The sequence below is a fragment of the Rhizobium sp. 3T7 genome (assembly GCF_020166565.1).
Classification (GTDB): Bacteria; Pseudomonadota; Alphaproteobacteria; order Rhizobiales; family Rhizobiaceae; genus Rhizobium.
The window spans coordinates 86,950-105,513 of the sequence record NZ_JAIQXS010000004.1 but is presented as its reverse complement, the minus strand read 5'-3'; the positions used below and the strand labels follow the sequence as shown (position 1 = coordinate 105,513).

General features: G+C 59.3%; 17 protein-coding genes. 10 read left to right on the top strand and 7 right to left on the bottom strand.

All coding sequences use genetic code 11. The features are described from left to right. Positions 1-18: 18 nt before the first annotated feature. The gene (locus tag K9B32_RS07895) at positions 19-1,218 is read left to right on the top strand and encodes an acyl-CoA dehydrogenase family protein (RefSeq protein ID WP_224561397.1); all 1,200 of its coding nucleotides are present in this window, start codon (positions 19-21) and stop codon (positions 1,216-1,218) included. Positions 1,219-1,290: 72 nt separating this feature from the next. On the opposite strand, the gene K9B32_RS07890 is transcribed toward K9B32_RS07895, so the two are convergent. Together K9B32_RS07890 and K9B32_RS07885 are read right to left on the bottom strand one after the other, a co-directional pair. Further along, positions 1,291-2,508 carry an SfnB family sulfur acquisition oxidoreductase gene (locus K9B32_RS07890; RefSeq protein ID WP_224561396.1) on the bottom strand — a complete coding sequence of 406 codons (1,218 nt, stop codon included), beginning with the start codon at positions 2,506-2,508 and terminating at the stop codon, positions 1,291-1,293. Between the two features lie 189 nt (positions 2,509-2,697). Further along, positions 2,698-3,477: an ABC transporter ATP-binding protein gene (locus K9B32_RS07885; protein ID WP_224561395.1), complete on the bottom strand. Its 780-nt coding sequence runs from the start codon at positions 3,475-3,477 to the stop codon at positions 2,698-2,700. A gap of 385 nt (positions 3,478-3,862) precedes the next feature. Between K9B32_RS07885 and K9B32_RS07880 the strand changes: the two genes are divergently transcribed. After that, positions 3,863-4,300: a hypothetical protein gene (locus tag K9B32_RS07880; RefSeq protein WP_224561394.1), complete on the top strand. Its 438-nt coding sequence runs from the start codon at positions 3,863-3,865 to the stop codon at positions 4,298-4,300. A 95-nt stretch (positions 4,301-4,395) separates the two neighbouring features. Here the strand turns inward: K9B32_RS07880 and K9B32_RS07875 are convergent, their stop codons facing one another. Beyond that, positions 4,396-5,034, bottom strand: coding sequence for a hypothetical protein (locus K9B32_RS07875; RefSeq protein WP_224561393.1), 639 nt, complete (start codon positions 5,032-5,034; stop codon positions 4,396-4,398). Positions 5,035-5,437: 403 nt separating this feature from the next. Between K9B32_RS07875 and ugpB the strand changes: the two genes are divergently transcribed. The 7 genes from ugpB (at position 5,438) to K9B32_RS07840 (ending at position 12,011) form a co-directional block, all read left to right on the top strand. Then, positions 5,438-6,766, top strand: coding sequence for a sn-glycerol-3-phosphate ABC transporter substrate-binding protein UgpB (gene ugpB / locus K9B32_RS07870; protein WP_224561392.1), 1,329 nt, complete (start codon positions 5,438-5,440; stop codon positions 6,764-6,766). A 66-nt stretch (positions 6,767-6,832) separates the two neighbouring features. Then, a complete protein-coding gene (gene ugpA, locus K9B32_RS07865) occupies positions 6,833-7,717 on the top strand; it encodes a sn-glycerol-3-phosphate ABC transporter permease UgpA (RefSeq protein ID WP_224561391.1) in 885 nt (294 codons plus the stop codon). A gap of 12 nt (positions 7,718-7,729) precedes the next feature. Next, positions 7,730-8,578 (top strand): sn-glycerol-3-phosphate ABC transporter permease UgpE, encoded by an 849-nt coding sequence (ugpE, locus tag K9B32_RS07860; RefSeq protein ID WP_224561390.1) that lies wholly within the window; start codon positions 7,730-7,732, stop codon positions 8,576-8,578. 3 nt (positions 8,579-8,581) lie between these two features. Continuing rightward, positions 8,582-9,643, top strand: coding sequence for a sn-glycerol-3-phosphate ABC transporter ATP-binding protein UgpC (ugpC, locus tag K9B32_RS07855; RefSeq protein WP_224561389.1), 1,062 nt, complete (start codon positions 8,582-8,584; stop codon positions 9,641-9,643). 49 nt (positions 9,644-9,692) lie between these two features. After that, positions 9,693-10,436: a glycerophosphodiester phosphodiesterase family protein gene (locus K9B32_RS07850; RefSeq protein WP_224561388.1), complete on the top strand. Its 744-nt coding sequence runs from the start codon at positions 9,693-9,695 to the stop codon at positions 10,434-10,436. A 19-nt stretch (positions 10,437-10,455) separates the two neighbouring features. Continuing rightward, positions 10,456-11,229: a DeoR/GlpR family DNA-binding transcription regulator gene (locus tag K9B32_RS07845; protein WP_224561387.1), complete on the top strand. Its 774-nt coding sequence runs from the start codon at positions 10,456-10,458 to the stop codon at positions 11,227-11,229. Continuing rightward, positions 11,226-12,011, top strand: a complete 786-nt coding sequence (locus tag K9B32_RS07840; protein ID WP_224561386.1) for an HAD-IIB family hydrolase — start codon at positions 11,226-11,228, stop codon at positions 12,009-12,011. Before K9B32_RS07845 ends, K9B32_RS07840 begins: the two co-directional genes overlap by 4 nt. A 45-nt stretch (positions 12,012-12,056) precedes the next feature. On the opposite strand, the gene K9B32_RS07835 is transcribed toward K9B32_RS07840, so the two are convergent. The 4 genes from K9B32_RS07835 to K9B32_RS07820 all read right to left on the bottom strand — a co-directional run bounded on the left by K9B32_RS07835 (position 12,057) and on the right by K9B32_RS07820 (position 17,291). Further along, complete coding sequence (locus K9B32_RS07835; RefSeq protein ID WP_224561385.1) at positions 12,057-12,857, bottom strand: inositol monophosphatase family protein; 801 nt, start codon at positions 12,855-12,857, stop codon at positions 12,057-12,059. Between the two features lie 29 nt (positions 12,858-12,886). Beyond that, complete coding sequence (locus K9B32_RS07830) at positions 12,887-13,948, bottom strand: ABC transporter ATP-binding protein (protein ID WP_224561384.1); 1,062 nt, start codon at positions 13,946-13,948, stop codon at positions 12,887-12,889. Then, the gene (locus K9B32_RS07825; RefSeq protein WP_224561383.1) at positions 13,945-16,185 is read right to left on the bottom strand and encodes an ABC transporter permease; all 2,241 of its coding nucleotides are present in this window, start codon (positions 16,183-16,185) and stop codon (positions 13,945-13,947) included. The genes K9B32_RS07830 and K9B32_RS07825 overlap by 4 nt, the downstream gene beginning before the upstream one ends. Positions 16,186-16,262: 77 nt before the next feature. Beyond that, complete coding sequence (locus K9B32_RS07820) at positions 16,263-17,291, bottom strand: ABC transporter substrate-binding protein (RefSeq protein ID WP_224561382.1); 1,029 nt, start codon at positions 17,289-17,291, stop codon at positions 16,263-16,265. 181 nt (positions 17,292-17,472) lie between these two features. Here K9B32_RS07820 and K9B32_RS07815 point away from each other — a divergent pair, with 181 nt between their 5' ends. Further along, positions 17,473-18,486: a LacI family DNA-binding transcriptional regulator gene (locus K9B32_RS07815; protein WP_224561381.1), complete on the top strand. Its 1,014-nt coding sequence runs from the start codon at positions 17,473-17,475 to the stop codon at positions 18,484-18,486. Positions 18,487-18,564 lie beyond the last annotated feature (78 nt).

Here is an 18,564-nt window from a genome sequence, read left to right as displayed (position 1 = left end):
GAATTGGAGTTCCGACCCATGAGCCAATCCAACGTGCTCTTTGCAAGCAATCGCACAGCCAGCCGAGAGGATCTCTTCTCCCGTGCAAAGGATATTTCCGCCGATCTTTCCAAGCGCTCCGCCCAGCTCGACCGCGATGGGCGTCCCCCGCTTGCCGAGATCGTCAAACTCAAGAACGCTGGTCTTCTGAACGCTCTGCATGCGCCGGAGATCGGTGGGGGTGGGTTGAACTGGGTGGACGGTTTGAAGCTCACGCGCATTCTCGCACGCGGCGAAAGCTCCATCGGCCAGTTGCTCGGCTACCACTTCGTCAACAGTCAGTACGTCTACTGGGCGTTCGACGAGGCCCGTGCCCGCGTGCTCGGGAGCGAAACGGTCGCCAAGAATCTCTATTGGGGGGCCGCCGTCAATCCACGCGATCCCGGTCTCGTCCTGACGCGTCGCGGCAGCGGTTATGTGCTCAACGGGCGCAAGTCCTTTTCCACGGCGGCGCATGTCTCCGATTACATCAACGCGAATGCGAGCCTCGATGGCAAGATCGTCGGCTTTGCGGTACCGACAAGCCGCCCGGGCTACATGGCCAACGACGACTGGGACAATTTCGGCCAGCGCTTGTCCGACAGCGGCAGCGTTGAGTTCCGCGACTTTCCCGTCTACGAGGAGGATTTCGTTGATGCGCCGGGTGCGCTGCCGCCCGTGCTCGCCACCTTCAACACGCCGCTGATCCAGCTTGTCTTCGTCAATTTCTACCTCGGTACGGCAGAAGGGGCGCTGCAGGCGGCCATCGACTATGTCCGCACGACGACGCGGCCGTGGATCACCTCTGGCGTCGAGCGCGCCACCGATGACCCTTACATTCTCGAGCGCATCGGCGAGTTCACCGCGGCGCTGAAAGCCTCCGCCGCGTTGGCGGACGATGCTGCTGCAGCCGTTCAGGCAAGTCTCGCGCGTGGGCATCATGTGACGGCACGCGAGCGTGGCGAAGCGGCGGCGGAGGCCTATGCTGCCAAGATACACGCGACCCATGTGTCGCTCGACATCACCTCGCGCGTCTTCGAACTGACCGGTGCGCGCTCGACGGCAGAACGATATCGGTTTGATCGCTTCTGGCGAAACGTGCGCACGCACACCTTGCACGATCCAGTCTTCTACAAGGCCAAGGAAGTCGGCGAGTTTGTTCTGAACGACAAGATTCCTGAAGTCAGCCTTTACAGTTAAGGTGCACTACAGTCTCAAAACGCAAAACCCCATTCCCAGGCAAGAGAATGGGGTTTTGCTTTGACGGATGACTTATAAGGCGCCGCTTTTCGGCGGGATGACGCCGTTCAGGTGATAGTTGCCGACAACATGGTACTTCCAGCGCACCGGATCGTGCAGCGTGTGGGTACGCGCGTTGCGCCAGTGCCTGTCGAGATTGGCATCGAGCGTCACCGACGCGGTGCCGGCAAGTTCGAAGAGGGTGTTGGTGGCCTCAAGGGCGATCTCGGTCGTCAGGACTTTCGCTGCCGCCACGGCAAGCGTCGCCTCAACGACCTTCTCCTGCGTCGTGCCGATCTGTGCCGCATCGACCTTGCGGCCGGCCCGTTCGATTGTCGCCGTCGCGGCCTCCAGCCGAATGGCGATTTGGCCGATTCTGGCGATCGTCAACGGATCTTCCGACGCATGGTCGACGCCGCTGTTCGTCCAAGGGCGCGACTTGGTCCGCAAGAAGTCGAGCGTTTCGCTAAAGGCAGCGCGGGCTATGCCAAGATCGATGCCGGCGTGAATGATCTGTCCGACAGAGCCGATGGTCGTCGGACGCTCGAACCCTCTATGATGACGCACGACGGAATCTGCGTGGACATAGACATTGTTGAGAACCGTCGTGCCGCTGCCGGTGACACGCTGACCGAAACCGTCCCAATCGTCGATAATGTCCACGCCTTCGGTGCCCTTCGGTACGAAGGCCATAACCAGCCGCTCTTCCTCATCCAGTGCGAAAATCGCGATCCAGTCGGCAAACAGGACGCCTGTCGAGTAGTATTTCCGCCCGTTGATGCGATAGCCGATGCCGTCGCGTGTGATGCGGGTATTGTAGTGGCCGACAGTCTTTGTTCCGCGCTCTGAAAGAGCATTGCCGAAGCGGTCGCCTGCAAGCGCACGGCCGAAATAGAAGCGCTTCTGCTCTTCCGTTCCGTCGGTGCGCAGCGCCTCCAGGATATAGAAATGGTTCTGCGGGATCTGACCAATCGAGCCATCTGCTTCGGACAGAATGGCGATGATCTCAGCCAATACCGAATTGGACACGTCGAGCCCGCCGTACTGCTCAGGAACCGTGATACCAAGCAGGCCGGATTGCGATAGGGCGTCGAGTTCAGCGAAGGGGAGCAGCCTCTCACGATCTCGCCTTGATGCGGTTGTCTGAAACTGCTTTGCAAGCTCCTGCGCGACAGCGATCGCCTGTTGTTCATTCTCAAGAAAAATAGCCGCAGATCGGTCCGGTACGAGGTGATGCAGTTGCGCGTTCATGGCTGACTCCCGTTCATTTGGCGTCACCATGCAGCATCCGGGGAGGGGCATCGAGGAAAGACTTTTCCTATTTGACGGCCGTGGCGGCTGCGTATTTCTTAGTCCATAGAAATAATAGATTATAGGCATGCATACGGTGAACCCGCCAATCCCGGTCCCGTCCGCGCGCATGACGACCAAATGCCGTTGTTAGAGGATGTAGCTGATCGGATCGTTGCTGACCGGGTGCGAAAATACACCCATCTCCAAATCGAAGACCGATTTCAGCACATCGGATTTTATGATGTCGGCCGGCGTGCCGTGTGCCGAGACACGACCATTCTTCAGGGCCACAATCTCATCGCAATAGCGGGCGGCCAGATTGATATCGTGGAGGACGACGACGATCGTCAGCCGGCGCTCATGGCTGAGTTCGCGAAGCAGTGCCAGGACACCGTCCTGGTGCAGAAGGTCTAGCGCGGAAGTCGGTTCATCGAGAAGCAGGCACTGCGCATTCTGTGCCAGCATCATGGCAATCCAGGCGCGTTGCCGCTCGCCGCCAGACATGTGGGCAACCGAGCTGTGTGCAAAACGCTCGAGATCGGTGCGCTCTATGGCTTCATCGACCAGTTTCTGATCGACGCTGGTAAATCGGCCGAGCGTGCCGTGCCAGGGGAAGCGGCCGAGTGCCACCAGTTCTCGAACTGTCATACTGTCGGTTGCCGGCGTAAACTGCGGCATATAGGCGATCTGCCGGGCAAAGGTTCTGCCGCCCCAGCGCGCAAGCGCTTGTCCTTTCAGATCGATGGCGCCAGCCGTCGGAGTGATCTGTCGGGCCATGATCTTCAGAAGCGTACTCTTGCCGCTACCGTTCTGCCCAACCAGGCCATAGACGCGTCCGCTCTTCAATGTCAGGTCGATTGCCGCAAGGATGGTCTTTCCTTCGGCTTGATAGGCAATCTGTGTCATGGTCAGGAAGGGCGTCGACATGCGCGGTGTCTCTTTGTTCGCATTCGGATAGCAATTGCGGGTTCGTACGCTCCTGCGAAACTTTACTGTTTATGTCAACTTATATTGTTCGTCGCGCGAAACCCTTTAGGAATGAAATTCATACGGCTTGGGGGCTTTTGGCCGCTCGGTTTCCGACAGCCTGGGCCTTTTTTTGATATCTTTAAGGCTGGCCCAAAGAGCGCGTTGCGGCCGGATACGCTGTGTAACAAAGCGCGGCTCCAAAGCGGCCTGTCATTCAATTTGCTCGAAGCCTGCATAAATCCTTCGAGGCTATCTTGATTGGGCTTCCCTGTCCCCTAGCTCAATTATACAGGGGCGTACGCGTGATTGGGGCTGCGCAAATTTCAGCCGAATGGAGCCCACCATGAAACATCAGACATTGGAGCAACTGCAAAATATTGCGGATATCGACCAGACATATCCGCACCGCATCATGTCGCGAATCGAGCGTCTCGAGCGCTGGGTGGAGCTTCTCGAGCTGAGTCCGCATCGACGACTGGCGACCCTCTACCAGACGGAACATCAGCCGACTTCAGTCTTGTCGCTGCTGCGCAGTGATAACTCGCCGATTTCTGTCGCCTTCGAGGATCCGATCCTGCGGGCTGCTGGATTGGAAAATGACACTTACGGTCAGGCAAAGAAATTCTTCAGTCTTACCGATAGTGAACTGCACAATGTGCTTTGCTATTGCCATTTCGGCGCGACGGTCAACGCCGCAACGGCAGCCCATTATGTGCGGGGGATTCTCGGCGCAGAACGGCCGGGCTTATTCTCTCGCTTGCGGGCATTGTTCATATCCTGACCAGAAACGGGTCGGGCTCGATCGGACGCCTGAGCTGCTTTGCTTTGAGGCCGCCGGCTGGCGGCCTTTTGTTCGAAATCTGCAGCCAACCCCAATCACTCTGCGTCGTCGCCGGACAGTCCCGTCTGTTGCTCGAGATTGCTGAGGCATGCATCGTTGTGGGCGAAGCGGAGAATACTGTAGACCGCCAACCCCGCGTCCTCACTTCCGGAAATGGTCACGCTGGCAGATTGGGCATTTTGAAACTTAGTGTTCAGGTTGTCCCACTGCTCGAAGATCTGTCGTTCCTGGGCGATGACCGCCTCTTTGAACATCCCATCCTTTCCGAATTTGGACGTGGCAACATGGTCGATCTTCTCGTCCGCGGGACCGAATTGGGATGCGAGCAAGGAAGTCGCCTCCTTATAGACCTGCCGCGTCGTAGTGCCGCGCTGGTCATCGTTGATGTAGCGAGAGACCGCGACGACGTTGCAGATTCCCATCCCGCGGACGTAGGCGAGTACATACTGGTCGTAGAGGTCATTTCCGTCCGGCAAGCTGTTGCACGAATATTGTCCTGTCGTATCTGGCTGGTTGCCGTAAATCGGCGTGCAGCCGAGCGCGGAGGGCAGGGCATCTTGCGAAACACCGAATGGCCGGAAGGCAGGAGTTGACGTCTGAGCCGGCGAAATGGACGCGGTGACCGTTGCAGTTGCCGCGAGAGCCACGGACGTCAGAATATCGATCAAGGCCATCGAATCTCTCCCGATTGAGATCGGGCAATATCACAGCAGCGGGCACCGGAAACCTAGCATACTTTTAGATAGGGTGTGGCAGCGTGACTTTCCACAGTCTTTCGACTTGGCCAGTTCGATCGAGGTTGGAACTCCATTTCTAACGGGACCTCCGCCACGGCACTCGCCGACCTTTGCGCCCTTTCGATATTGTAGTCGCAAAAGGTTCATATGAATGAGATATGCGGGCATCCGCGCCCATGGACGTCAGCCCTGATGAGTTTTTTCAATCCCTGGCAGTACTATCGGCGGTATTTTCACTGGCAATGTTCATTTGAATATTTGTTCTTGCAAAATGAACATCGCCTGATACGGTCCCCCGCAAGTTTGGAGCGGGAGGCTCTGAACCAAATAGGGAGTGAGCATGAAAAAGACGGCTTTGTTCCTGTCGGCAGGTGTGGCGGCAGTGCTTCTGGCATCGCAGGCGGCATGGGCGGCAACCAAGATTCAGTGGTGGCACGCCATGGGAGGCGAAAACGGTGCCAAGCTCGAAGAGATCGCAAAGAAGTTCAACGCATCGCAGAGCGACTACGAGATCGTTCCGGTCTTCAAGGGAACGTATGACGAGACGCTAACCGGGGCCATTGCAGCCTTTAGAGCCAACCAGCAGCCTGCAATCGTGCAGGTTTACGAAGTTGGTACCGGCACGATGATGGCCGCGCAGGGTGCCATTTACCCGATTTACCAGTTGATGAAGGATCAGGGCGAAGCCTGGGATCAGAGTAAATTCATTACTCCGGTCGTTGGCTACTACTCCGACACGGATGGGAACGTGCTGTCGTTGCCGTTCAACTCCTCGACCCCGATCATGTATTACAACAAGGATGTCTTCAAGAAAGCCGGTCTCGACCCGGAGACTCCGCCGAAGACCTGGGCAGACGTCGAATCCTTCTCGCGCAAGATCGTTATGTCGGGTGCTGCCAAGTGCGGCTTCACCAGCGCATGGATTTCGTGGATCCAGACTGAAAATCTGAACGCGCTGCATGACAAGCCGTATTCGACGAAGGCCAACGGGTTTGGTGGTCTCGATGCCGAGTTCACCTTCAACAACGACCTCACGGAACGCCATTGGGGCAACCTCAAAAAGTGGCAGGATGACGGGCTGTTCAAATATGGCGGCCCAGGTGGTGGCGATAACGCGCCTCCGATGTTCTACTCGCAGGAATGCGCCATGTACATGAACTCTTCGGCTGGGCGCGCCGGCGTGGTCAACAACGCTAAGGACTTCAAGGTCGGCTTCGCGCCGCTACCCTACTATGACGATGTCATCAAGCAACCGATGAACTCAATCATCGGCGGGGCGACCCTCTGGACGCTGCAGGGAAGACCGGTAGAAGAATACAAGGGCGTAGCGAAGTTCTACACTTACCTCCAAAAGCCCGAAGTCCAGGCCGGCTGGCACCAGTTCTCAGGCTACCTTCCGATCACGGAAGCGGCCTACAAGCTTGGCCAGGACCAAGACTACTACGAGAAGAATCCCGGCTCGGATGTTGCCATCAAGCAATTGACGCGGGTCGCGCCTACGGAAAACTCCAAGGGCATTCGTTTCGGTAACTACGTGCAGGTGCGCGGCATTATCGATGACGAATTCGCAGCTTTGCTCGGCGGCAAGAAATCCGCCAAGGAGGCGCTCGATTCCGTCGTTAACCGTGGCAACGAGCAGCTGCGCGATTTCCAATCGGCTAATCAATAGTCCCCGACACAGGGAGCCGGCCCAGCCGGCTTCCTCCTTGCCATCTGTTCTTGCGTGAGGGGACACATGCAGACCAAGCGAACCGTCTTCCCAAACAAACTGCTGCCTTATCTGCTGCTTGCACCGCAGATGTTGGTGACCATTGTTTTCTTTGTCTGGCCGGCCGGAACGGCGTTCTGGCAGTCGTTTCTCCGTAACGATGCTTTCGGTTTCAAGACCACTTTCGTCTGGTTCGCGAATTACCGACGGCTGTTTGCCGATCCGATCTACGTCAGCGCGTTCGGGAATACGATTGTATTCGCCGTCCTCGTCACGTTCCTGTCGCTGTCGATCTCGCTGCTTCTGGCTGTTGCAGCAATGCGGGTTCTGAGGGGATCGCGGATCTATTCTACCTTGCTCGTCTGGCCCTATGCGGTCGCGCCCGCGATTGCCGGCATTCTTTGGTGGTTCATGTTCAATCCGTCGATTGGCATCGTCGCCTACATGCTGCGCGCCGTCGGGATCAATTGGAACCATCTCGTCAACTCCACCGACGCCATGGCGCTGATCGTCATTGCCGCGACGTGGAAGCAGATTTCCTATAACTTCCTGTTTTTCCTCGCGGGTTTGCAATCGGTGCCGCGGTCGCTCCAGGAGGCCGGCGCAATCGACGGCGCCGGTCCGGTCAAGCGTTTCTGGACGATCGTCTTCCCACTGATTTCGCCGACGACTTTCTATCTGATGGTCATCAATATCGTCTACGCGATGTTCGACACCTTCGGGATCATTCACGCAACGACACAGGGTGGCCCGGCGCGCGCAACGGAAATCCTCGTCTACAAGGTCTACTTCGACGGGTTTATCGGCCTCAATCTGGGCTCGTCGGCAGCACAGTCCGTCATCCTGATGCTGATTGTCATTGGCCTCACGGCTATCCAGTTCCGCTTCATCGAGCGGCGCGTTCAATACTGAGAAAGTTCTGCCGTGGTTGAGAACCGTCCATTCCTGAATTTCCTGGCGCATCTTGTGTTGATAATCGGTGCCGCCGTCGTCGTCTTTCCGGTCTACGTTGCCTTCATCGCTTCCACGCATGGCGGCAATGACTTTCTCTCCGGCATCGTGCCGCTTGTTCCAGGCCCTCATCTTGTCGAGAACTATGCCACGATGCTGTCAGCCGGGATGACGAGTTCGGGTGCCCCGCCGATCGGGCCGATGATGATCAACTCGCTGGTCATGGCCGTTGGCGTGGCGGTCGGGAAGATCGTCATTTCCATCCTCTCGGCCTTTGCGATCGTCTACTTCCGGTTCCCTTTTCGAACGCTTGCCTTCTGGATGATCTTCATCACGCTGATGCTGCCGGTCGAAGTTCGTATTGTGCCGACGTTCAAGGTCGTCGCGGATCTCGGGCTTCTCAACAATTATGGCGGCCTCATCATTCCGCTGATTGCCTCGGCGACCGCGACTTTCCTCTTCCGCCAGTTCTTCCTGACCGTGCCGGAAGAACTGATGGAAGCGGCGCGCGTCGATGGCGCCGGCCCGATGAAGTTCTTTCGCGATATCCTCCTGCCGCTCTCGACCACCAATATCGCTGCACTCTTCATCATTCTCTTCGTGCTTGGCTGGAACCAGTACCTCTGGCCGCTGCTGATCACCACCGATCAGAGCCTTTACACCGTTGTCATGGGCATTCAGCGCATGGCGGCGGTCGCAGACGCGGAGCCACGCTGGAACCTCGTGATGGCAGCCGTGATCCTCGCAGCCCTACCACCCGTCCTCGTCATCCTCGCCATGCAACGCCTTTTCGTCAAAGGCCTGGTTGAAACGGAGAAATAAGAAATGGCCACGATCGACATCGTCGACCTGAAGAAGAACTACGGCTCCGTACCCGCCGTCAGGGGCGTGAGCCTCTCTGTTGCCGATGGCGAACTCATCGTCCTCGTCGGTCCCTCTGGGTGCGGCAAATCAACCTTGCTGCGGATGATTGCCGGGCTTGAAACCGTCAGCGAAGGGAAAATCGAAATTGCCGGCCGCAACGTCAACAATGCCGAGCCCGCACAACGCGACATCGCGATGGTCTTCCAAAACTATGCGCTCTATCCGCACATGACGGTGCGCGGCAATCTGGAATACGGGCTGAAAAACCGAGGAACCCCACGGGCCGAAATCGATCGACGTGTGCAGGAAGCGGCCGACATTCTGGAGATCGGACCGATGCTGGAGCGCAAGCCGCGCGAACTGTCGGGTGGTCAGCGCCAGCGCGTTGCAATGGGCCGGGCGATCGTGCGCGAGCCTGCCGCGTTCTTATTCGACGAACCACTCTCAAACCTTGATGCCAAGCTGCGCGTGCAGATGCGCGTGGAAATCCGACGGTTGCAGCGGCGGCTCAGGACGACGAGCATTTACGTCACCCATGATCAGCTCGAGGCGATGACGCTCGCCGACCGGCTGGTGGTGATGAACGGCGGGCTCGTCGAACAGATAGGCTCACCCGTAGAGGTCTATGATCGACCTGCCAGCTTGTTCGTCGCGGGGTTCATCGGTTCGCCGCCGATGAACCTGATGCCGATCGAGATAGTCACCGGTTCCAACGGGGCGAATGCACTCGACCTGCCTGCCGGAACCGACATTGTCGGGCTTCGCCCCGATGAACTGTCGCTTGTCGAGCTGTCCGAGCCATCGATCCGGCTGGAGGCGACGGCCGAACTTTTGGAGCCGATTGGTGGAGAAAGCCATCTTCACGTGCGCCTTGGTGACACTCACCACACCGCCATCCTCAGCGTCCCCGGACGTCCCGACGTGGCAGAGGCGGCGAAGTTTCCGGTCTATGCCCGCGTCAAGGAGATGCATCCGTTCAGCCGCGAAACCGGCAAGCGAACTGATGTCGCATCCGCACTGTAACGACAATGCAAACACGTCTGCCCTGCAGCCTGATGAAAGACGTAACGAAATGACGACTCCGCGTTCCGGCCCAACACGCAACGAGGTCCAGGCGCATCGGGGCGCTTCCGCCGTTGCTCCTGAAAATACGATTGCCGCCTTCAAGGCAGCAGCCGAGCAAGGCTGCAAATGGGTCGAACTCGACGTCGCCCTCCTCAAGGACGGAACGGCGGTGGTCATCCACGACGTCAGCGTCGACCGTTGCTCTTCCTCGCGCGGCCATCTTGCCGACATGGTGGCGACTGATCTTGCCCGCATCGATGCCGGTTCCTGGTTCTCTGAAGCCTTCAGCGGAGAGGCGCTGCCGACACTCGCACATGCGATCGAGAAGCTGGGCGACCTTGGGCTCAGCGCCAATGTCGAGATCAAGCAGCATGCGCATCACACATCCCTTGCGCAATTGGCTGAGACCGTGCATGCGCACCTGCGCCAGCGTGCGCCACATACCGAGATCATGATTTCGAGCTTCGCTTCAGAAGCGCTGAAGGCGATGCATAAGCTCGATCCAAGCTATGATCTCGCCATGCTTTGGCGCGAGCTTCCGCGTGACTGGGCCGATATCCTGACCTCAATCCCGGCAACGACGATCCATCTAAACTACAAGGCGCTGAGCTTCGGCCTTCTCGAGGAGGCGAGGCGTTGCGGGGTCAAGGTAAGGGCCTGGACATGCAACGCACCACATCTTCTTGTTCCTTTCTGGGACGCTGGCTTGACAGGTGTCATTACTGACGACCCAAGTCTCTTTCTGACTTGAAGGCGTGCAGGGGGCCGGAATGATATCGAGCAGACAACGCGACATCCTCGCGCTGATTGAGAACGAGGGGACACAGTTCATCGAGGATCTTGCGCGTCGTTACGGCCTGACGACGCAGACGATCCGGCGCGATATCAATGCGCTTTGCGACCTCGGTTATGCCAGGCGGTTTCACGGCGGCGTCGATGTGCCTGTCGAGGGCAGGAACATCTCCGTCAATGCGCGCACACAACTCAACAGCGTTGCAAAGCGGCGCATCGCCAAACGCGTCGCAGCCGATATCGGCCCGGACTCCACGGTTTTTCTGGGGATCGGCAGCAGCGTCCAGTTTGTGGCCGAGGCGCTACGTGATCACCGCGGCCTTACGGTCGTCACCAACAATATCCATGTCGCACTCATCCTTTGCGACGCCTCAAACATCGAGGTGCATCTGACCGGTGGCCTGTTGCGTCACGACGACCGGGATGTGGTCGGCGCCGACGTCATCCGGTTTTTCGAGAAGTTCTATGCCACGCATGCGGTTGTCGGAGCCGGTGCACTCAGTCCCGTTCACGGCCTGATGGACTTCAGCTACAGCGAAGCCCAGATCACCAACGCCATTATCGAAAACTCCAAGAGCTGCTTTTTGGCCGCCGACGCCAGCAAATGGACGCGCAACGCTTCGGTGCGCGTTGCTCCCTTCAACAAACTGACCCGGTTTTATACCGACCGACTGCCTGATGACCCCGGTGTTGTGGCCGCATGCGCGGCAAGCAGCATGGACATCGTAGTGTGCGACGAGGAGCATTCATGACATTCATAGGCGCTGCGCCATCGCGGGTGGACCTGCGCGACGTGCGTTATTTGTTCACCGATATTGACGACACGCTGACCACCGAGGGCCAGCTGTTGCCGCAGACGTACCAGGCGCTTTGGGATCTCTACCATGCCGGCGTTTCGATCGTTCCCGTCACCGGAGGATCGGCCGGCTGGTGCGAACATATCGTCCGGGCCTGGCCGGTGGCTGCGGTCATCGGCGAGAGCGGTGCCTTTGCGGCTTTCCGGCGAAATGGCCAGGTCTGCTTCGATTACTGGGAGGACGGTATCGGGCAGGCGAAACGCCAGCGAGAGCATCTGGAGACCATCAGGGCGCTTCTGAGCCTGAGCACCCTACCCTTCAAGATTGCCCACGACCAGCCATTCCGGCTGGCCGACGTTGCTATCGACATTGGTGGAGTGGCGCACGAAGACGTCGAGATCCTGGCCGCTCAAATCCGGGAAATGGGTGCGACCGTCGCCATCAGTTCCATTCATATCAACACATGGATCGGTAACTACGACAAGCGGGCCATGAGCGAGCGGGTGCTTCATGAGGCATTCGGCGTGGATCCCGTCAATACGCCTTCCCTAACGGCTTTCGTGGGCGATTCACGCAACGACGCCCCGATGTTCGGCTACATCCGCAATTCCTTTGGCGTGCGCAACATCGTGCCTATCCTGGACAAGCTCCCGCACAGGCCCCGATGGGTTTCCTCGGAGCCGGCGGGCCTTGGGTTTGTCGGCATTGCGACCGCGCTCTTAAAGGCAAAGGCATAGACGGCAGCGCTCGGCTGCCGATGCCGGCCCGGTCTGTCAACGGCATCACACGCCAGCGAGCTTGCGCAGGTCGTCGATCGCACCTGGCGCGGCGGCAAGCACCGGCGCGCCTTTTGTCAGCTGTTCCCCGACCGTTGGGAAAGGATGGTACCAGCCGCCCGCTTCCCTCACGAGGCAGTATCCGGCCATGCAATCCCATGCGTGCATGTATGGCTCGTAGTAGCCGACGAGACGACCGGCCGCGACATAGGCGAGCATCAAGGCGCCTGAACCATTGCGGATGAAATTGCCGCCGGCCTCCAGGAGGCTTTCGACTATCCCAGCGACGAGCGCCGGCGTGACATGGTTGTTGGCACCGATGCCTGTAACGGCGTTTCTGATGGTCCGCGACGCGTCCAGGGAAAGCTTCTTGCCATTCAGCGTTGCTCCCTTGTCGAGTGCCGCAGCATAAAGCTCGTCATGGCACGGTGCGCAGATGACACCGACGACCGGTACGCCGTCATGCAGCAGGCCAATGGAAACGCACCAGTTCGGCATGCCGTTGACGAACGGACTGGTGCCGTCGATCGGATCGACGACCCACGTAAACCCCGAGGTGCCTTCTTCAAGGCCATACTCCTCGCCGAGCACGCCATCGGCGGGAAATGCTTCGTTGAACCGGGCGCGGATCAGGTTTTCGACATCCCGGTCGGCGATCGAGACCACGTCCTGCGGGTCCCGTTTGGTTTCGATAACCAGTGTCTCGCGGCGCTTGAAGTAATCGAGCGCCACCGCTCCTGCCTCGCGGGCCACCGCCTCGGCAAGTGCAAAGCGCGCCTCGAGCCCTGGTACGACATGCGACGTCATAAAAATCTTCCCTTGATGAAATGCGGCGCTCAGCCGCCGATGATGGCAATCCCGCGATCCTTGAAGCCGATTTCAACCTCTGTCAAAGGTTCAAAAGCCCTCTCCATCGCAGGATCGACGACAAACAGGGTGCCGTTATTGGTTTTGACTTCATATTCCACGTGATCGCCGAGGTAGGCGGCGTGGGTGATCTGTCCGCTGAAAGCGCCGCCATTCTTCGGCGCCAGCGTGATGGCGTTCGGACGAACTGCAAGCTGCGCCGGACCCGGACGCATGTTGCGGCTGGCGACCCGATGCAACAGCCCCTCGACGTTGATCGTCGCATGGTCGCCGTCGATACCGACAATATCGCAAGGCACGACATTCGCCTCGCCCATGAAGTCGGCGATGAAGGCCGATGCCGGCTGGTCGTAAAGGTCGCGCGGCGCGCCCTTCTGGGCGATCTCGCCGTCCTTCATGACGATGATCTGGTCGGAGACGGCGAGTGCCTCGTCCTGATCGTGGGTGACGTAGACGGCGGTGAAGCCAAGCCGCTGCTGCAACTCTCGGATCTCGGTCCTGACGCGGCGGCGAAGGCGTGCGTCGAGGTTCGACAGAGGTTCGTCGAGCAACAGCACCTGCGGCCCGAGCACCAGTGCGCGGGCAACCGCGACACGCTGCTGCTGGCCGCCCGAGAGTTCGGCGGGCAGGCGCTGCCCCATTCCGGCAAGGCCGACGAGCTGCAAGCCTTCTTCAGCCCTTTCGCGGGCTTCCTTGCGCTTCAGGCCGGAGGATTCAAGGCCGTAGGCGACGTTGTCGAGTGCCGTCATATGCGGGAAGAGAGCATAGGACTGGAAGACCATCGAGACGTCGCGCTCGTTCGCGGGCAGCATGGTCACGTCCTTGCCGCCGATCAGGATTTTCCCCGCGGATGGATGCTCGAGACCTGCCAGCATGCGCAGTGTTGTCGTCTTGCCGCAACCCGAGGGGCCAAGCAGGGTAACCAATGTACCGGGCTCGATCGTCAAGGAAAGGTCCGGGATCGCTGTGAAGGCACCAAAGCTCTTGCGCACATTCTTAAAGACGACGGAACCAGGTTTGTTGGTGCTCATGCGGTTTTCTCCTGACCGAAAGGTGCTGAAGCGGTAGCCGTCGGTGCTGCGAGCGCAACGCGATTTTCACGCCGCAGCCGCCGTTCTCCGACAAGACGCTGGAAGCTCGCAATGACGGCGACCATGACGATGATCAGTGTCGAGGAATAGGCGATGGCGACGCCGTATTCGCCGTTCTCGACGAGGCCGACGATGTAGGATGTTGCCATGTTGTACTCGGCGCTGACGAGGAAGACGACGGCGCTGATCGAGGTGATAGCACGCACGAAGGAATAGACGAGGGCCGCCGTGATTGCCGGACGCAAGAGCGGCAGGATGACTTTGCGGATCGTCCGGAAGCTGTCGGCGCGCAGCGTCAGCGAGGCCTCGTCGAGGCTCTTGTCGAGCTGGCTCATCGCCGCCACACCGCCACGCACGCCGACCGGCATGTTGCGGAAGACGAAGCAGGCGACGAGGATCAGCGCGGTGCCGGTCATTTCGAGCGGCGGCAGGTTGAAGGCCATGATGTAACTGATGCCGATGACCGTGCCGGGGATCGCGAAGCTCATCATCAGCGCGAACTCGAATAGATTACGCCCGGCGAACTTCTGCCGGACGATGAGGTAGGCGGTGAGCAAGCCGACAGCGGCCGTGAGTGGGGCGGAGATCAGGGCGATCTCCATCGTCGTCCAGAACGAGTTCCAGGCGACCCCCGTCCAGGCCAGGCCGCCGTCATCGCGCAACCCGACCGAGAAAGCACGGATGTAGTGTTCGAATGTCAGCGTGTTATCGAGACCCCAAGTGCGTACGAAACCGCCGAACAGGATCATCGCATAGACGACGATGGTGAAGATCATCCAGGGAATGACGATCGCATGGACAGCAATCGAAAGCCCGCGCGGCAGTGCGATATGCTGGCCAGAGTCGCCCTTACCAGTAACCGTCGCGAAATTTTTACCGGAAAGCCAGAAACGCTGTGCCAGGAACGCCGAGAGCGTGAAGCAGAGCAGGATCATGGCGAGCACTGCCGCGCGCGACGGATCATTCTGCGAGCCGACGACAGCAAAGAAGATTTCCGTCGACAACACACCGTGGCTACCACCGAGTACCAGCGGATTGCCAAAATCCGCCATACTCTCGATGAAACCGATCAGGAAGGCGTTGGCGACCCCGGGTTTCATCAGCGGCAGGGAGACGCGCCAGAAGGTGCGCCAGCGATCGGCGCGCAGCGTCTGCGAGGCCTCTTCCATCGACGGGCTGACGCCCTCCACGACACCAATCAGCACGAGGAAGGAGATCGGCGTGAACGAGAGCACCTGGGCAATCCAGATGCCGGTCAGGCCGTAGAGCCAGCGGCCGGGCTCGACACCGAGCAGGAAAGAGACGAACTGCGTGGCGACGCCGGAGCGGCCAAAGAGCAGCGTAAGAGCAAGGCCGACGACGAAGGGTGGAGTAATGATCGGCAGGATGGTCAGCAGCCGCAGCCCCTTCTTGAAAGGGAAGTGGGTGCGTGTCGCAACAAGGGCAAAGCAGAGGCCGAGCGTCGTTGAGCTGGCGGCCGTCATGATCGCCAGCAAAAGCGTCCGCCAAGCGACGCCGCAGCGCTCGCCGCCCACCACACATCGCAGGCTCCAGACCGAAGAATCCTGAATATTCGCCAGGAAGCCGTTGGGATTGAAGGACCCGTCGAAATCCTGGAAGGCGCCGACGAACATGCTGCCGATCGGGTAGAAGACGAAGACGGTGACGAGGAAAATCAGCATGGCGATGGCGCTGACGACGAAGGCATCGCCTTTCATCACGCCGCGCTCGGCAAGCCCGAAGGAAAAGAAGAGCACGAAGACGAGGCCGACGACAACAGCACCCGCGCCCATCGAAGGTTGGCCGTCCGGCAGAGCGCCGAATAGCGTTTCACTGATCGTCCAGCTCCAGCCGGTAAAGCCGATCGCCAATCCCTGAAGCGCGAGAAACAGAAGGCCGAGGCCGCCCGCCCAGGCAAGCAGCGAACCGCGCCGGTGATGATCGGGAAGGAAGCGCGCGATGCCGCCAAGCAGAACAAAGAGGACAGCGATCGCGAGCCACCATCGGCCATGTGAGACGATCTGCACGATGCCGGGCGCCGTGGAGGGATCACCCGGGAAATCAGACAGCCAGCCAAGGCCGAAGAAGCCGCCTTCGATCCGATACCACGGGAGCAGCATCAGGGCGACAACGGCAAGGACGAGAGCGATCTCCAGTCTGCGGTTGTGGTTCTTCATCGGTCGCTCCCGCTTGGGTACAGTATCATGCATTTTGGCCGGCAACCGGGAGCCGGCCATTGTCATTGTGGATCAGATCAGTTGGCCTTCGCGCCAATTTCCTTGTCCCAGCGTGAGAGTAGCGCCTTGCGCTTATCCGGATCGCCGTAGGTCTTGAAATCGTAGTCGATCAGCTTGATGTCCTCGAACTTCGGCGACTCCTTCGGAACTTCTGCAGACTTGTTGGACGGCAGCTGGAAGGACTTGGCATCTTTCATGTGCGATTGCACATCTGCAGACAGCGCCCAGTCGTACCACTTCTTGGCGTTTTCGAGGTTCTTGGCGCCCTTGATGATCGACATCGAGCCGATCTCATAGCCGGTACCTTCGCAAGGCGCGACGGACTTGACCGGGAAGCCTTCGACCGTCTGGGCGACCGCGTCATGCATGAAGACGATGCCGATCGTCGCCTCGCCGCGTGCGGCCGCCTTGACCGGCGCGGAGCCAGATTTGGTGTATTGCGAGATGTTGGCGTTCAGCTTGCCGAGGTAATCGAAAGCCTTGTCCTCACCCATGATCTGGACGAGCGTCGCCAGGGCGGTATAGGCCGTACCAGACGAATTCGGGTTGGCGATCTGGATCTCGCCCTTGTAGGACGCATCGAGCAGATCGGCCCAGCACTTCGGCTCCTTCAGCCCCTTCTTCGTCAGAAGGTCGGTGTTGTAGCCCCAGCCGAGCGCGCCGGCATAGACGCCGACCGTACGATAATTGGCGCTTTCGGCCTGCTTCTTCGCCCAGTCCTGGAGCTGGTCGAGCATCGGCGACTTGTATTCCTGTGTCAGGCCTTCGCTTGCCGCCTGCAGATGCGGGTCGCCCGTGCCAGCCCACCAAATGTCAGTCTTCGGGTTGCGCGCCTCGGCGCGAACCTTGGCGTAGGTTTCGCCGGAAGACAGGCGAACCATGTTCACCTTGATGTCGGTCTCTTTCTCGAATCGGTCCTTCATCATTTCGCAGATGACGACATCGGCCGAGCAGATCAGATTGAGATCACCGGCAGCATGCGCCGAATAGGCAACAAAAGACACACTCGCGGCAAGTGCTGCCGCGGCAATTTTTACCGTATGCATTGTTTCCTCCTGAAAAAAATCGGCGCCTCCACGCCGCTCGCTTTTGCAAGCGCGTGCAAATGCTGCATGAGGCAAACGCAGCTGTCAATAGCATTGATGCCGAGATTATCCAAATCTTTCATTGACTGACACTTGCACGCGATTGCAAGTTTGTGCACAGTCGCTGATATGGGAGGGGCCATTGGGTAGCAAAGCTTATGTCCGTGCGCAGGAAGTGGCCGAAAGGGCGGGCGTTTCGCGCTCGGCGGTCTCGCGCACTTTTACGCCCGGCGCCAGCGTGTCGGCTGAAACACGCAGACGTGTGATGGAGGCCGCCGAAGTGCTCGGATATCACGTCAACGAGCTTGCACGCGGGTTGATGCGCAGGGAAAGTGGGATCGTCTGCCTTATCGTTTCCGATGTCGCGACCCCACACCGGTCCGTTCTGCTGCGGGAACTGACGCTGCAGCTGCAGAACGCCGGCAAGGTAGCAATGCTCATCAACACCGACCTTACGAACGGTAGCGTCGATCGGGCGCTGCGCCAAGCTATTCGATACCGCGCCGATGCTTCGATTATCCTCTCCGGGCTTCCCGACAAATCGATCGCGCAGCTTTGCCTGCGCAGCGGTCAACGCCTGGTTCTCATCAACCGCGACGACGACCAGCCCGGTCCCCTCAAGATCAATCTGGATGATTGCGAGGCCGCAGGGCGTGCCGTGACCGCTTTTGTCCGTGCGGGGTGTCGCAAGCTCGCCTTTGCGAATTCCGAGGCCGGAACACCGAGCCTCATGGCGCGAGAACACGGCTTTGTCGCAGCGGCCAGGGCACTCGGACTTGATGTCATGGTCGAGCGCCACGGCTGGACCGGCTACGCTGCCGGACAGGTGCTCGCGCAAAGGATGTTGACGCGCGCTGAGCGTCCAGACGCCGTCTTCTGTGCTACCGACCTTCTGGCGTGTGGCTTTATGGATACGGCCCGCCACCAGTTCTTCATTTCCATCCCGGAACAGCTATGTGTCGCCGGTTTCGACGATATCGAGCAGGCTTCATGGCTTTCGTACGATCTCACGACGTTTGCCCAACCCGTGAAGGAAGTTGCCAAGGCTGCCGTGGAATGGCTTTCCGAGCCGCCGACCGACAGCGCAGGTAGTGAAAATCTTTCGCTCAGGTTCAAAGCGGAGCTCGCGTGGCGTGGATCAATTAGAGGTGGGTAAAGGCGGTTTTCAACGGGCCTTGGCGTCGGCGGATCAGGAGGACGAGGTGCCGCGGTTCCTGGTAGGTGTAATCTTCAG

What these genes read in the sequence shown, in the direction of transcription:
- K9B32_RS07885 (WP_224561395.1), bottom strand. Translation starts at nt 3,477, where the DNA reads ATGTCGACGCCCTTCCTGACCATGACACAGATTGCCTATCAAGCCGAA.
- K9B32_RS07820 (WP_224561382.1), bottom strand. Translation starts at nt 17,291, where the DNA reads ATGCATACGGTAAAAATTGCCGCGGCAGCACTTGCCGCGAGTGTGTCT.
- K9B32_RS07830 (WP_224561384.1), bottom strand. Translation starts at nt 13,948, where the DNA reads ATGAGCACCAACAAACCTGGTTCCGTCGTCTTTAAGAATGTGCGCAAG.
- K9B32_RS07895 (WP_224561397.1), top strand. Translation starts at nt 19, where the DNA reads ATGAGCCAATCCAACGTGCTCTTTGCAAGCAATCGCACAGCCAGCCGA.
- K9B32_RS07890 (WP_224561396.1), bottom strand. Translation starts at nt 2,508, where the DNA reads ATGAACGCGCAACTGCATCACCTCGTACCGGACCGATCTGCGGCTATT.
- ugpC (WP_224561389.1), top strand. Translation starts at nt 8,582, where the DNA reads ATGGCCACGATCGACATCGTCGACCTGAAGAAGAACTACGGCTCCGTA.
- ugpA (WP_224561391.1), top strand. Translation starts at nt 6,833, where the DNA reads ATGCAGACCAAGCGAACCGTCTTCCCAAACAAACTGCTGCCTTATCTG.
- K9B32_RS07840 (WP_224561386.1), top strand. Translation starts at nt 11,226, where the DNA reads ATGACATTCATAGGCGCTGCGCCATCGCGGGTGGACCTGCGCGACGTG.
- K9B32_RS07825 (WP_224561383.1), bottom strand. Translation starts at nt 16,185, where the DNA reads ATGAAGAACCACAACCGCAGACTGGAGATCGCTCTCGTCCTTGCCGTT.
- K9B32_RS07845 (WP_224561387.1), top strand. Translation starts at nt 10,456, where the DNA reads ATGATATCGAGCAGACAACGCGACATCCTCGCGCTGATTGAGAACGAG.
- K9B32_RS07880 (WP_224561394.1), top strand. Translation starts at nt 3,863, where the DNA reads ATGAAACATCAGACATTGGAGCAACTGCAAAATATTGCGGATATCGAC.
- K9B32_RS07835 (WP_224561385.1), bottom strand. Translation starts at nt 12,857, where the DNA reads ATGACGTCGCATGTCGTACCAGGGCTCGAGGCGCGCTTTGCACTTGCC.
- K9B32_RS07875 (WP_224561393.1), bottom strand. Translation starts at nt 5,034, where the DNA reads ATGGCCTTGATCGATATTCTGACGTCCGTGGCTCTCGCGGCAACTGCA.
- ugpB (WP_224561392.1), top strand. Translation starts at nt 5,438, where the DNA reads ATGAAAAAGACGGCTTTGTTCCTGTCGGCAGGTGTGGCGGCAGTGCTT.
- K9B32_RS07850 (WP_224561388.1), top strand. Translation starts at nt 9,693, where the DNA reads ATGACGACTCCGCGTTCCGGCCCAACACGCAACGAGGTCCAGGCGCAT.